Here is an 11,924-nt window from a genome sequence, read left to right as displayed (position 1 = left end):
ACGCAAGCCTGACGCCCCCTGTCTTTAACGGGGACATTTGAGGGTAATCACTGACAGGGTTTACACGGTCGTTACCATTTGCCCTGTAGAAGACGGAACCGCCCTGTGGGGCGGTATTTTTTTTGACCGGAGATGGCCCCAATGACCCTGGCAGAGCGCGTTCGTTACCCCGACTTTCACTCACGCATCATGACGGCAGAAGAGGCCGCAGCGTTGATTCCGGCAGGGGCCAACGTGGGGATGAGCGGCTTCACCGGGGCGGGCTATCCCAAGGCGATTCCGCTGGCGCTGGCCAAACGCATTGAGGCCGAACACGCGGCGGGCAAGTCGTTTCGCATCAATGTGTGGACGGGCGCGTCCACCGCGCCCGAACTGGACGGAGCCCTGGCCAAGGTGGATGGCATCGACATGCGCCTGCCGTTCCAGTCCGACCCCATCTGCCGCGAAAAGATCAACACCGGCAAGATGCAGTTCAATGACATGCACCTGTCGCACGTGGCGCAGCATGCCTGGTTTGGCTTTCTGGGCCATCTGGACGTTGCGGTCATCGAGGTGCTGGGGATTCTTCCCGATGGGCGTCTGATTCCCTCCACCGCCGTGGGCAACAACAAGACCTGGCTGGACTTGGCCGACAAAGTCATCATCGAAGTGAACTCCATGGTGCCCGAGGCCATGGAGGGCATGCACGATGTGTACTACGGCACGGCCCTGCCGCCGCACCGCAAGCCGATTCCGCTCACGCAGCCCCACGAGCGCATTGGCGAGCCCTACCTGCGCGTAGACCCCGCCAAGGTGGTGGCCGTGGTGGGCACCCACCAAAGCGACCGCAACACCGTGTTTGCCAAGCCCGACGAAGTGTCGCAAAAGATCGCTTCGCACATCATCGACTTCTTGCAGGCCGAGGTACAGAAGGGCCGCCTTCCCAAGCAATTGCTGCCCCTGCAATCAGGGGTGGGCAATGTGGCCAACGCCGTGCTGGCGGGCCTGCAGGACAGCCCTTTTGAGGGGCTGACCGGTTTCACCGAAGTGCTGCAAGACGGCATGCTCGACTTGCTGCGCACCGGCAAGATGGCTTCGGCATCGGCCACCGCCATCTCGCTGTCCACCGCTGCGCTGGCCGAGTTTGCGAGCAACCTGGACTTCTACCGCGAGCGAATCCTGCTGCGCCCCCAGGAGATCAGCAACCACCCCGAGCTGGTGCGGCGCCTGGGCATCATCGGCATGAACGCGATGATCGAGGCGGACATCTACGGCAACGTCAACTCCACCCACATCATGGGCTCCAGCATGATGAATGGCATTGGCGGCTCGGGCGACTTTGCCCGCAACTGCTACCTCTCGTTCTTCGTCACGCCCTCGCTGGCCAAGGGTGGCTCCATCTCCAGCATCGTCCCCATGGTTTCGCATGTGGACCACACCGAGCACGATGTACAAGTCATCGTGACCGAGCAAGGCCTGGCCGATCTGCGCGGGCACTCGCCCACACAGCGGGCTGAACTCATCATCGAGCACTGTGCCCACCCGGACTTCCGCCCCGCGCTGCGCGACTACCTGGCCCGCGCCCGCAAAGGTGCCACGGGCCAACATACGCCACACCTGCTGAACGAGGCCTTGTCCTGGCACCAACGGTACGTGGACACAGGCTCCATGCGCTGAGCCGGGGCGCCAGCCGCCCAGTCATTCATGCTGAACGACAACGTCCCCCGCTGCCGTTGGCGGACGTTCCGCTTGCAGAAATCCTCTACCACCCGGTAAAATTAGGGTTAACCCTAGGTTATTCGCCTGGGAATCTCAGGCCTTCGCACGGCCCCACCCCCTTCATGACTTAAGCCGACCTCCCTCAGAGGTCGGCTGTTTTACTTGCGGATTTCACAGCCATGCAACGTCGTCAATTCACACAATCGCTGGTGGCCGCCAGCACGGGCCTTCTCTTTGCCACCGCCTCGCGCGCGGTGGGCGTGCAAGACCCCATGGACAGCAAGACCGTGTCTGTCGGTTGTTCCTTGGGCCTGACAGGCCCCTTGATCAGTCTGGCCCGCGAACTCAAGCAAGGCCTAGAAGCAGGCATCGCCCAAGCCAACGCCAAGGGCATCAATGGCCGCGAGATCAAGCTGGTGGCACTGGACGATGGCTACGACGCCAAACGCTCGGAAGACAATGCCCGCAAGCTGATTGCCGACGCCAATACCGTCGCACTGATCTCCTGCATGGGTACTGCCAACAACCAGCGCATTCTGCCCCTGGTGGACGAGGCCCAAATCCCATACATCGCACCACAAAGCGGTGCCACATCGCTGCGCAAGCCCGAGCACCGCTCCGTCTTCCACGTGCGCGCCAGCTACTCGGAAGAAGCGCAACGCCTTACGCAAAAACTCTTGTCCATGGGCATCACCGACCTGGCCATCGTGTACCAGGACACGGCCTTTGGCCGCGAGTTTCTGACCGACGTGACCGCAGCCCTCAAATCCACCGGCCAGACAGCGGCCCCCAAGGCCTTCAAGCTGGATGCAGAAGGCAAGGGCGTTGAAAGCGTGGTGGGCCAAGCCGTGGCGGCCAAGCCCATGGCCGTGCTGCTGGGCACGGCCGGTGACGTGACGGCAGCACTGGTCAATGAATTCAAGAAGGTATCGCCCAGCACCCCACTGGCCGCCACCAGCGTGGCTTTGAGCGGCGACAACCTTCGCCAACTGGGCGGCAAAGCTGCAGGCCTGGCCCTGTCGATGGTGTTGCCCGACTCAGGCCGCACCAGCGTGGCACTGGTGCGCGAGTACCAAAAGGCCATGCGCGCAGCGGGCTTCCAGGAATTCTCAGCCCGCAGCTTTGAAGGCTATGTCAACGCCCGCGTGCTGGCCGAAGGCCTGGAGCGCGCTGGCCGCGAGCTGACGCGTGGCAAGCTGCGCTCTGCCTTGGCGGGCCTGCGCAGCCACGACATGGGAGGCATGACGGTGGACTTCAGCGGCGGTGCCCCCTACGTGGGCTCGCACTTTGTGGACCTGGGCATCCTGGGCGCCAACGGCCGTTTCGTCGGCTGATCCAGCCCCCCAACGGGCGTGGGCACGCTGCCAGGCTGTATCAGCCGACGAAACGGCCTGTGCCGTTGAGCACGCCCATATCGACAAACCGGGAGCCCACGTAAGGGGCCTGGCCACCGTAATCGATGGTGAGCCCCCCCAGGTCCAAGTTGCGAATGCCCGCCAGTGCGGTGCGCAGCTTGCTGCGGGTAGGGTCGGCGCCGGCACGCTCCAGGCCTTCGGCCAGCACGCGGGTGTTGACGTAGGCCTCCAGCGTGCCCAGGTTGAACTCTTGCACACCCTTGGCACGCATGGCGGCCTGGTAGTCGCGCACCAGCGCGGTCTTGGCGCGGTTAGGGTCAGGCATCACCATGGTGACCGCCAAACCACTGCCCGCATCGCCCAGTTGTTTGAGGCCATCGCTCGTCAGGGTCACACTCAGGCCCGCCATCAACACACCGGGCAGGTTCTTTTTCAGCCCACGCACCAGCTCGACCGATGCCGAGCCTGCCGTAGCCAGCAGCACCGCCGCCGGACGCGCCTGGCCTACCTTGGCCAGCACATCGCTCAGGTTCTTGCCATCGGTGGCCAGAGCCGCCTGCACGAGTGGCTTGAGGCCCTGCTCTGCCAAAAAGCGCGTGGAGTCTTCCAGCATTTCGCGCCCATAAGCGTTGTCCAGGTTCACGATGCCGATGTCCTTGAGCCCCATGCCCGCCAGGCGTTGCACCAGGCGGCGCACTTCGTCGGTGTAGCTGGCGCGCACATGGAACACGTTGCGTGAGCCCTTGCGCAGCGACGATGCCCCGGTGAACGGCGCCACATACGGAATGCCCGCTTCGTCGATCAAAGGCAGGATGCCTGCGTTGTTGGGCGTGCCCACACAGGACATCAGTGCAAACGCACTGCCCTGACTGATGATTTGCTGGATGTTCTCCGTGGTGCGCTGGGGCACATAGCCATCGTCCACCACCTGCAATTGCACCGCGCGGCCATGGATGCCGCCACGCGCGTTGATTTGTGCCAGCGCGGCTTCGGCGCCGAGTTTGATGTCTTGCCCAAAGCCTGCCAACGGGCCGGTGAGTGCAGCCGAGCAGCCAATCGTCAGGCTCTTGCTGCTGATGCCGCCCTCTTGCGCAAACACATTGCGCACCAGTGCAGGAGCTGCCAAGGCAGCAACCAGACGAGGGGCATGGGTGACAAATTGGCGACGCAGCATAGAACACAGGCTCCTGAGAATTGACCACAATGGCACGCGACCGACCTGCCGCCACCAGTGCCCCAAACACAGGGCAACATGGCAATCTATGCGGTGGCTTGCGCGAGCGCCAGAGAATCAACCCTTAGGCTGTCTCTGCAAGCACCGTGCAGCCTCATTCGCACATCCCTCATGCACCGACAGGAACCCGCCCCCATGTCCATCTGGAAAAAGCCCATCTCCGTCCAAAGCCTGAACGACACCAGCGCCAACACCGCCACCAGCCACCTGGGGATTGAGCTGACGGAAGTGGGCGATGACTTCGTGCGTGGCCGCGTGCCCGTGGACGAGCGCACCCGCCAGCCGTTTGGCCTGCTGCACGGCGGCGTGAGCGTGGTGCTGGCCGAGACCCTGGGCTCGCTGGGCGCCTACTACGCCAGCCCCGAAGGCCACCGCGCCGTGGGGCTGGACATCAACGCCAACCACCTGCGCGCAGCCACCAGCGGCTGGGTCACCGGCACGGCACGGCCAGTGCACATTGGCCGCACCACGCAGGTTTGGCAGATTGACATGGTCAACGACGCGGGCGAGCTGACCTGCGTCTCGCGCATCACCATGGCCGTGTTGGCGCCCAAGGGCTGAGCGCCTGCGCAGAGCCCCCTACCCCAGCGACATCAGCCATCGACTGGCCAGCGGCTCACCACCAGTGCGCCGGGCACAGGCCGCCCCAATTCATGGCGCAGATCCAGGGCGATGGTCTTTTGCACCACCAGCCCTGCAGCCGCCAGCACCTGTTGCACATAGTCCTGGCGATGGCTGTAGCGCCCTGAAGGCTGGATGGCATGGGGGGATGGCGAATCGGCGGACAACACCTCCAACGAAACGATAAACCACCCACCGGGCGCCAGCACATGGCGCACGCCGTGGACTAAGCGCTCGATACCACCAAAGTAGATCAGGGTGTCGGCCGCCACCACCAAGTCATACGCTGCAGCATCAGCTCCAGCCAGGTGCTCCACAATTTCGGCCTGGTGCAGCGTGTCATACACAGCTTTGCCCCGCGCCTTGTCGAGCGACTTGGCAGACAAATCCACACCCTCCAGCCAGCGCGCAAAGGGCCGCACCTCGGCGCCGCACAGGCCGGTGCCGCAACCCACGTCCAGCACGCGCAGACTGCGGAGCGGCACCCCCAGGTCGCGCATGACATCGCCCAATGCCGATGGCACTTGGTAACCCAGGGAGCCCAGCAATTTGCTCTCGAAGGTGTCGGCAAAGCCATCGAAATAGGCCTGCAAGTACGCATCAGAGGCCCTCTCGACCACCCCCTGACCCCGGCTGGCTGCCAGCAAATGGGTGGCAATCGGGTGGCCGGGCTCGTCTTGCAGCCAGGCCTCGTACACCTGGGCGGCCTCCTCATAGCGTCCCAGTTGGCTGTAGGCGATGCCCAGCACTTGGCGCTGTGCAGGGTCGGGTGGGCGCAGCACGTATTCGGCGCAATAGCACAGCGCAGCGGCGTGGGCATCGCCCGCGCGGGTGTGGGTGTCGCCAAGGTTCTGCAGCGCGTCTCGGAACGCGGGGTCTATGTCGACAGCGTTTTGAAGGGCCATGCGCGCGCCCTCAAGATTGCCTTCTTGCAATAGCAACGCTCCCAGGTTGTTCCATGCAACCGCGTAGCGTGGCTCAATCTCCACCGCCTCCATGAACGCAGCAACAGCCTCCTCGCGCCGCCCCATGACAGCCAACAGGTTGCCCAGCGTGTTGTAGCCCTCACTCCATCCGGGCATTTCCGTCAAAGACGATTGCACCCATGCCAGGCCCTCGTCCGACCGACCGAGCTGGTGCAGCACCACACCCAGAAAATGCGCCGCGATGGGCTGCGCAGGCTCCTGTTGCAACAGATGGCGAAACCGGGACTCTGCCTCTGCAAGCCGGCCTGACTGCAGGGCATCCCAAGCCTCGTGCAAGCCTGGGCTGGGCGATTGCGCCGCCTGCACCTGTGGCGCAGCGTCTTGCTTACTGGGTCGTTGTGTCACTGCGTTGACTACCTGGGTTGCACATCGAAGGCGCTAGCGTAGCGTCAAGCACGATCCATGCGCTGCGTCCGCGCATTCACCGCCATCCGCCTTTCCATCGCGCCCATGCAAAAAAGCCCGCAAGGCAGGCCTTGCGGGCTTTTTTTGGGTGCCCTCTCGGGGCAGCGCCGTTCGATCAGAACTCGCCGCGGTCGGTTTGATGGGCGCGGGCAGCGGCAATCGCTTCGGCGCGCACTTCGGCGCGGCTGCGGGAACCGTGCGCAGAGACATCGCTGTAAGCAACGTCAGAGCCTTCGGCATCGTGTGGCATCGTGCCATTGGCGCGGGCGGCGGCCAGATCGGCAGCCACGGCGGCGCGGGTCAGCGTGCCTTGGGCCGATGCGGCTGCGGGATAGTTGGAGCCTTCACCAAAAGCGCCCACCGATTGCGCTTGGGCAGCCCAGGAGCTCAGGGCCAGAACGGACAGGGCGGCGAGAGTGCGATAGTTCTTCTTCATGGTCATACCTTTCAGATCAACAGTCAGATGCGGGCCAGAGGAGACCACCCAGAGGGCGGAGGCCAGTGCAACCTGCGTCGGTGAGCGCCAGTTGAACGCGTCGCTCATCGATGGGATGAACTGTATCTAGGGTTTCCACGGAGATAAATGCCTCTTCATGGAACGAAATGTTCATGAAATTGAAACAATCAAAGGGAACTTTTTGGATTCAATACACCGATGAACATGATGTAAAGAAGTGTGTCGGCGCCCTGGCGGACCCACCTTTTTGCCAACAAAAGGTAGGCGGACCTCCTTGTCGCCAGAGCTGGTTTTCGAAGGCAGAACTCCATCCGTTACGATCCACCACCTCGCTCACGCCTCCCATCCGTCTTAGCCTGCGTGACGCACTCCACCAAAGGCAATGTGGTGTTCCGCTTTCTGATCCATGGCTCGGTCCTGATGGTGTTGGCAGCTCCCATGGCGGCGTCGGCAGAGCCTTGGTTCGCCGTGCTGGGAGACCCCAGCGAAAAAAACGGGGAACTGATCGAAGTGCTTCCCGCCCCCACGGCCCTGGGTGAGCGCGTGCTGTTGGATTTGCGCGTATCACGCAGCCACCAGCGCACTTCGTTTCGAGGACAAAAATACCGCTCTTACGTGGCCAAAGTCAGTGTGGATTGCACGGCACAAAAGGCGTGGTATCTCTGGCTTTCGTACCATGCAGGGCCCCAATGGCAGGGGCCGACCATTGGCAAGGAAAATTACGAGGAAGGCCAGGCTCCCGTGCTGTTCAAGGACGTGCCGGGCCAGCCCTACATGCGATTGATCAAGGCCGCGTGCAAGGCACGGCCAGCCGCCCATTGATGCGCACCGAGAAGCACTACCCCTGAGACTCCACCCGGGTCAGCACCAACCGGTCTTCGCAGCGAATCACCACCACGTCGTTCCCCAGATCACAGACCTCCACGGACAGCGGAAGCTCTTTTCTGAAATCACCGGTCGATTTCAACATCCACACCGCCGTCCCGTTGGGCAGAGAAACGTCCAGCTTCCATCCCCATCCATCCGAAGACTGCTCATGGTCTAACCGTGCCGGTATCCAGTCCGTGGAAGCTTGCGCAGCCGCTACCAAGGCACCGTCTGCCAACCACTTCCGGTATCCAAGCGCCTGAACCAGCAACACTGCGGCGCCCAGTCCACCCAGGCCTGGAGACTCCCCATAGATGCCCAGCGCCACCATGGCGCACGGCAAGGCCACTCCGAGCCAACCGGTCTTGCCGGAAAACGGATGTTCCTCATTGGTCCAGCGGGCTGGTGTGCGGTGGTTGTCCATGGCTGGGGAGAAGTCTGCGTCAGCTCTTGAACCGAACCGTCATCTGCGGCCTCTGGTCCACACGGCCAATCTTCCAAGCGTACGAGCCAAACCCCAGCGTGGGCGTTGAAGTCGCGTTGTGCGAGATGACTTCAGCGTTCTTGGGAAGGTTGACCTCCAGTGTTCCGTTCACCGTGATACCGAGCTGTTCGAGTTCACGCTTTTCTTTGTCCTTGATTTCCTTCGAGGCGATGGTCATCACCCCGTCTTTGTCGGTGCGCACCGAAAAAATGTTGAGCATGTCCAGCGGCTGGCCTGGCTTTTTGGGGCTGTTAATTTCCAACTCGTAGCGCCCATCGCCCTTGTAGGTCGCTTTGCGAAAGCCGGGGTGGCCAGAGAGCTTTTCAGCCTCTGCTTTGAGGCCCACCTGGTCCTTCTCGGTCAAACGGCCTGCCTTCTTGATCTCAGCAGCAGCCAATGCATGCACGGCCGTGCCCGAGTATCGGAACGTGTAGCCACCGTCCGATTGCACATCCACACTGGCTGCAAACTTTTCGGGAACGAGACATCCCGTCAACATCAGGGCACATGCGGCAATGGAATATCGAAACCCAGCAGAAATTTTCATGACAAAAGGAACGCGTGGTACGAGGAAACCGAGAAACAGAAAAAGTCGCAGAGCGGCGAACCGATGGCTAAGCGCCCTCTTGGCGCGCCAAGCGCTCGCTTTTCCAATACACGTCGTCCCCGCCATCCATGCGGTTGAGCACGCGGGCGAGGACGAACATCAGGTCGGAGAGGCGGTTGAGGTACTGGCGAGGTGCATCGTTGATGGCTTCCTCGTTGCCCAGCGCCACCACCACGCGCTCGGCACGGCGGGCCACGGTGCGGCAGACATGGGCCTGGGCTGCTGCGCGGGTGCCAGCGGGCAGGATGAATTCCTGCAGGCGCGGCAGGACTGCGTTGTGCTCGGCCAGGGACTCGTCCAGCGCGAGCACGGCCTCGGCCTTGAGCAGTTCAAAGCCGGGAATGGACAGCTCGCCACCCAGGTTGAACAGCTGGTGCTGGATCTCCACCAGCAGCGCACGCACGCCGTCAGGCAGGCGCTCGCACAGCAGCAGGCCAATGTGCGAGTTCAGCTCGTCCACATCACCCATGGCGTGGATGCGCAGGCTGTTCTTGGACACGCGCTGGTTGTTACCCAGGCCCGTGGTGCCAGCGTCCCCGGTGCGGGTGGCGATTTCGGTGAGGCGGTTTCCCATGCGATGTCTCCGGTGGGATTCAATGTCTGTTCAAAAGGGAATTCAAAGATCTTTGTGCGAGTCGAGCACAAAGACCATGCCCATGAAGCCCACCGACACGGTGCGCCCCCGGATGCTGGTGTACGAGGCCACGCCCACCGAGTGGTAGTTGGACACAAACGCAGCCAGCGCGCCTACGCCCAGCACGCCCGCCAGCGGACTGCGCTCGGCCACAGACGCCTGGATCTGCTGGCGGTGCCGCTCGGCCGAGGGATTGAACAGCGCTGCGGCTGCGACCAGCACGGCCAGGGCGGTGATGACGGGAAGGGCTTTGGAAGCTTGGGCCATGGGCGGGACCTGGGGTGGGTTGGATCAACGAAGGCCCGATTGTGCCCGGTGCGCCGTGCGATTCGGCCTCTCTCAATACGCTATCAAAACAATAGCTGTCAGCGCTTATTTATTGAGCGCTACAAGGTATTTCTATTTGAAACGGTGCGCTGTGCACTGCACCGCACCGTGCAGATGCGCGGACGGCAGGTGGCTGCGCCGTTACACGGCGCTGAAAAATGTTGGACCAGGCAACAGCAGGCAAAAGTGCTGGCCTGCATGGCCCTGCTGGGGTGCAATGCAACCCTGTTCAACTTTACGGAGCACTGCATCCATGAAGACCAAGCAACAACTTGCACCCCACACCACCAGCCCCACAAGCCCGGCCAGCCGCGCCACGGCCACTGGCTGGACACGGCACTTTGAAGCCAGCAGCGTGGTGCTGTTTGCAGCCTTGACGCTGGGCACGGCCGGTGCGGTGCATGCACAAAGCGGCGCCAGCGGCACGGGCACGGCGCCCTCCAAAACCGTGGTGGGCCCAGCCAACGCCACGCCCACCGCAGGCCAGGCCACCTTTGGCGGTGGCAGTGCCAGCACCAGCAGCGACGCGGCCTTTCAGCGCGCCGATGCCAACCACGACGGCATGCTCAGCCCGCAGGAAGCGGCCACGCTGCCCGCCATTGGCAACCGCTTCCAGGCGCTGGACAAGAACAAGGACCAGATGCTGTCGCGCGAAGAATTTGAAGCAGGCGTGAAGTCATAACGCCCTGCGGTGCGGCCCCCGCCGCGCCCACCCCATGAGAGCCCGGGCGGTGGTGGACGCTCCGGGCTCTTTTTTTGGCGGCATGGTTGCGCCCAGCCGCCGCTTTTTTTGGGATCGATCTCAGTCGTGCAACGACGACAGAAATTGCTGCAGCTCCGGCGTTTGCGGGCTGCCAAACAACTGCGCGGGGGTGCCCATCTCATGCACCCGGCCTTGGTGCATGAAGATCACGCGGTCGCTCACCTTGCGGGCAAACGCCATCTCGTGCGTGACCATCATCAGCGTCATGCCTTCTTGCGCCAACGATTCGACCACGCGCAGCACCTCACCCACCAGCTCAGGGTCCAGCGCCGAGGTGATCTCGTCGCACAACAGCACCTGCGGCTCCATGGCCAGCGCGCGGGCAATGGCCACGCGTTGCTGCTGCCCACCCGAGAGCTGGTCGGGCATGGCATCGAACTTTTCGGCCAGGCCCACGCGTTCAAGCAACTTGCGCGCCTGCACCTCTGCGTCTTTGGGGTTGCGGGCCTTGACCAGCGTGGGGGCCAACATCACGTTGCGGCCTACCGAGAGGTGCGGGAACAGGTTGAAGCCCTGAAAAATCATGCCCACCTGCTGGCGCAGTTCGCGCATGGCAGCGGGGTTGTCGTGCAGCAGCTTCTTGCCGTTCACGCTCAAAGCGCCTTCCTGAAACTGCTCGAGCCCATTCACACAGCGCAGCAGCGTGCTCTTGCCCGAGCCGCTTTTGCCGATGATGGCAATCACCTCGCCCCGCGCCACCTTCAGGTCGATCCCTTTGAGCACCTCGTTGGTGCCGTAGGACTTGCGCAGCGCGGTGATGTCCACGATGGGGGGTGGGCCGACGAGGATGCCGTCGTGCGGGTGCACGGGGGTGGCGACAGTGGCGGTGGCTTCAGCTGCGGGTGCCATGGAGTTTCCTTTCAAGCGATTGCGCCACCAGGCTCACGGGGAAGCACAGGGCAAAGTAGAGCAACGCCACGCAGGCGTAGACGAGAAACGGTTGGTAGGTGGCGTTGGAGATCATGCTGCCCGCCTTGGTCAGCTCGACAAAGCCGATGACCGAGGCCAGCGCCGTGCCCTTGATGACCTGCACCAAAAATCCCACCGTGGGTGGCACCGCAATGCGCAGTGCCTGCGGCAGCACCACGTGGCGCAGTTGCTCGGCAAAATTGAGCGCCAGGCTCTGCGCGGCCTCCCACTGCCCCTTGGGGATGGAGGCCACACAGCCGCGCCAGATCTCGGTGAGGTAGGCGCTGGTGTACAGCGTGAGCGCCACGGCCGCCGCCGTCCATGGCGAGGTCTTGATGCCAAACAGGGCAATGCCAAAGTACGCCAGAAACAGCTGCATGAGCAGCGGCGTGCCTTGAAACACTTGCACGTAGGCACCCACGGCACGCTCCGTGCCGCGCAGCTTGGACAAGCGCGCAACCAGCAGCAGCAAGCCCACCAGGCCGCCACCAATGAAGGCAATGAGGGAGAGAGACACCGTCCAGCGCGCCGCCATCAGCAGGTTGCGCAAGATGTCCCACAAGGAAAATTCAACCAT

At 62.9% G+C, this 11,924-nt stretch carries 14 protein-coding genes; 5 read left to right on the top strand and 9 right to left on the bottom strand.

The features are described 5' to 3' along the window. Positions 1-141: 141 nt before the first annotated feature. Positions 142-1,656: an acetyl-CoA hydrolase/transferase family protein gene (locus tag CLU86_RS18485; protein WP_199175150.1), complete on the top strand. Its 1,515-nt coding sequence runs from the start codon at positions 142-144 to the stop codon at positions 1,654-1,656. A gap of 221 nt (positions 1,657-1,877) precedes the next feature. After that, on the top strand, positions 1,878-3,032 hold the full coding sequence (locus tag CLU86_RS18480) for an ABC transporter substrate-binding protein (protein WP_099742654.1): 1,155 nt from the start codon (positions 1,878-1,880) through the stop codon (positions 3,030-3,032). Between the two features lie 40 nt (positions 3,033-3,072). On the opposite strand, the gene CLU86_RS18475 is transcribed toward CLU86_RS18480, so the two are convergent. Continuing rightward, entirely contained in the window at positions 3,073-4,227 is a 1,155-nt protein-coding gene (locus CLU86_RS18475; protein ID WP_099742653.1) for an ABC transporter substrate-binding protein, read from the bottom strand. 195 nt (positions 4,228-4,422) lie between these two features. Here CLU86_RS18475 and CLU86_RS18470 point away from each other — a divergent pair, with 195 nt between their 5' ends. Continuing rightward, the gene (locus CLU86_RS18470) at positions 4,423-4,848 is read left to right on the top strand and encodes a hotdog fold thioesterase (RefSeq protein WP_099657376.1); all 426 of its coding nucleotides are present in this window, start codon (positions 4,423-4,425) and stop codon (positions 4,846-4,848) included. 32 nt (positions 4,849-4,880) lie between these two features. Here CLU86_RS18470 and CLU86_RS18465 read toward each other — a convergent pair whose 3' ends face one another. Both CLU86_RS18465 and CLU86_RS18460 read right to left on the bottom strand, forming a co-directional pair. Next, on the bottom strand, positions 4,881-6,239 hold the full coding sequence (locus tag CLU86_RS18465; protein ID WP_099742652.1) for a tetratricopeptide repeat protein: 1,359 nt from the start codon (positions 6,237-6,239) through the stop codon (positions 4,881-4,883). A gap of 175 nt (positions 6,240-6,414) precedes the next feature. Further along, the gene (locus CLU86_RS18460) at positions 6,415-6,735 is read right to left on the bottom strand and encodes a DUF4148 domain-containing protein (protein WP_099743686.1); all 321 of its coding nucleotides are present in this window, start codon (positions 6,733-6,735) and stop codon (positions 6,415-6,417) included. A gap of 381 nt (positions 6,736-7,116) precedes the next feature. On the opposite strand from CLU86_RS18460, the gene CLU86_RS18455 reads away from it, so the two are divergent. Then, entirely contained in the window at positions 7,117-7,578 is a 462-nt protein-coding gene (locus tag CLU86_RS18455; RefSeq protein ID WP_233195097.1) for a surface-adhesin E family protein, read from the top strand. 16 nt (positions 7,579-7,594) lie between these two features. Here the strand turns inward: CLU86_RS18455 and CLU86_RS18450 are convergent, their stop codons facing one another. From CLU86_RS18450 to CLU86_RS18435, 4 genes are all read right to left on the bottom strand, one after another. Next, on the bottom strand, positions 7,595-8,047 hold the full coding sequence (locus CLU86_RS18450) for a hypothetical protein (RefSeq protein ID WP_099742651.1): 453 nt from the start codon (positions 8,045-8,047) through the stop codon (positions 7,595-7,597). 19 nt (positions 8,048-8,066) lie between these two features. Beyond that, positions 8,067-8,654, bottom strand: a complete 588-nt coding sequence (locus CLU86_RS18445) for a hypothetical protein (protein WP_199175149.1) — start codon at positions 8,652-8,654, stop codon at positions 8,067-8,069. Positions 8,655-8,721: 67 nt separating this feature from the next. Further along, the gene (locus CLU86_RS18440; protein WP_099742650.1) at positions 8,722-9,288 is read right to left on the bottom strand and encodes a cob(I)yrinic acid a,c-diamide adenosyltransferase; all 567 of its coding nucleotides are present in this window, start codon (positions 9,286-9,288) and stop codon (positions 8,722-8,724) included. A gap of 42 nt (positions 9,289-9,330) precedes the next feature. Further along, positions 9,331-9,615, bottom strand: a complete 285-nt coding sequence (locus CLU86_RS18435; RefSeq protein ID WP_099742649.1) for a hypothetical protein — start codon at positions 9,613-9,615, stop codon at positions 9,331-9,333. Between the two features lie 313 nt (positions 9,616-9,928). On the opposite strand from CLU86_RS18435, the gene CLU86_RS18430 reads away from it, so the two are divergent. Then, entirely contained in the window at positions 9,929-10,357 is a 429-nt protein-coding gene (locus tag CLU86_RS18430) for an EF-hand domain-containing protein (RefSeq protein WP_099742648.1), read from the top strand. Between the two features lie 120 nt (positions 10,358-10,477). On the opposite strand, the gene CLU86_RS18425 is transcribed toward CLU86_RS18430, so the two are convergent. Both CLU86_RS18425 and CLU86_RS18420 read right to left on the bottom strand, forming a co-directional pair. Then, entirely contained in the window at positions 10,478-11,287 is an 810-nt protein-coding gene (locus CLU86_RS18425; protein ID WP_304528980.1) for an amino acid ABC transporter ATP-binding protein, read from the bottom strand. Next, positions 11,271-11,924: an amino acid ABC transporter permease gene (locus CLU86_RS18420; RefSeq protein ID WP_099742647.1), complete on the bottom strand. Its 654-nt coding sequence runs from the start codon at positions 11,922-11,924 to the stop codon at positions 11,271-11,273. The genes CLU86_RS18425 and CLU86_RS18420 overlap by 17 nt, the downstream gene beginning before the upstream one ends.

The sequence above is a fragment of the Acidovorax sp. 62 genome (genome assembly GCF_002754495.1).
Taxonomy (GTDB): Bacteria; Pseudomonadota; Gammaproteobacteria; order Burkholderiales; family Burkholderiaceae_C; genus Acidovorax.
Note: the sequence above shows the minus strand (reverse complement) of the source record. Positions and strands in the feature narration are given on the sequence as shown.

Excerpts from the sequence above, each read along its gene's own strand:
- CLU86_RS18430 (WP_099742648.1), top strand. The coding sequence starts at position 9,929 with ATGAAGACCAAGCAACAACTTGCACCCCACACCACCAGCCCCACAAGC.
- CLU86_RS18435 (WP_099742649.1), bottom strand. The coding sequence starts at position 9,615 with ATGGCCCAAGCTTCCAAAGCCCTTCCCGTCATCACCGCCCTGGCCGTG.
- CLU86_RS18445 (WP_199175149.1), bottom strand. The coding sequence starts at position 8,654 with ATGAAAATTTCTGCTGGGTTTCGATATTCCATTGCCGCATGTGCCCTG.
- CLU86_RS18470 (WP_099657376.1), top strand. The coding sequence starts at position 4,423 with ATGTCCATCTGGAAAAAGCCCATCTCCGTCCAAAGCCTGAACGACACC.
- CLU86_RS18460 (WP_099743686.1), bottom strand. The coding sequence starts at position 6,735 with ATGAAGAAGAACTATCGCACTCTCGCCGCCCTGTCCGTTCTGGCCCTG.
- CLU86_RS18425 (WP_304528980.1), bottom strand. The coding sequence starts at position 11,287 with ATGGCACCCGCAGCTGAAGCCACCGCCACTGTCGCCACCCCCGTGCAC.
- CLU86_RS18485 (WP_199175150.1), top strand. The coding sequence starts at position 142 with ATGACCCTGGCAGAGCGCGTTCGTTACCCCGACTTTCACTCACGCATC.
- CLU86_RS18480 (WP_099742654.1), top strand. The coding sequence starts at position 1,878 with ATGCAACGTCGTCAATTCACACAATCGCTGGTGGCCGCCAGCACGGGC.
- CLU86_RS18450 (WP_099742651.1), bottom strand. The coding sequence starts at position 8,047 with ATGGACAACCACCGCACACCAGCCCGCTGGACCAATGAGGAACATCCG.
- CLU86_RS18440 (WP_099742650.1), bottom strand. The coding sequence starts at position 9,288 with ATGGGAAACCGCCTCACCGAAATCGCCACCCGCACCGGGGACGCTGGC.
- CLU86_RS18475 (WP_099742653.1), bottom strand. The coding sequence starts at position 4,227 with ATGCTGCGTCGCCAATTTGTCACCCATGCCCCTCGTCTGGTTGCTGCC.
- CLU86_RS18420 (WP_099742647.1), bottom strand. The coding sequence starts at position 11,924 with ATGGTTGAATTTTCCTTGTGGGACATCTTGCGCAACCTGCTGATGGCG.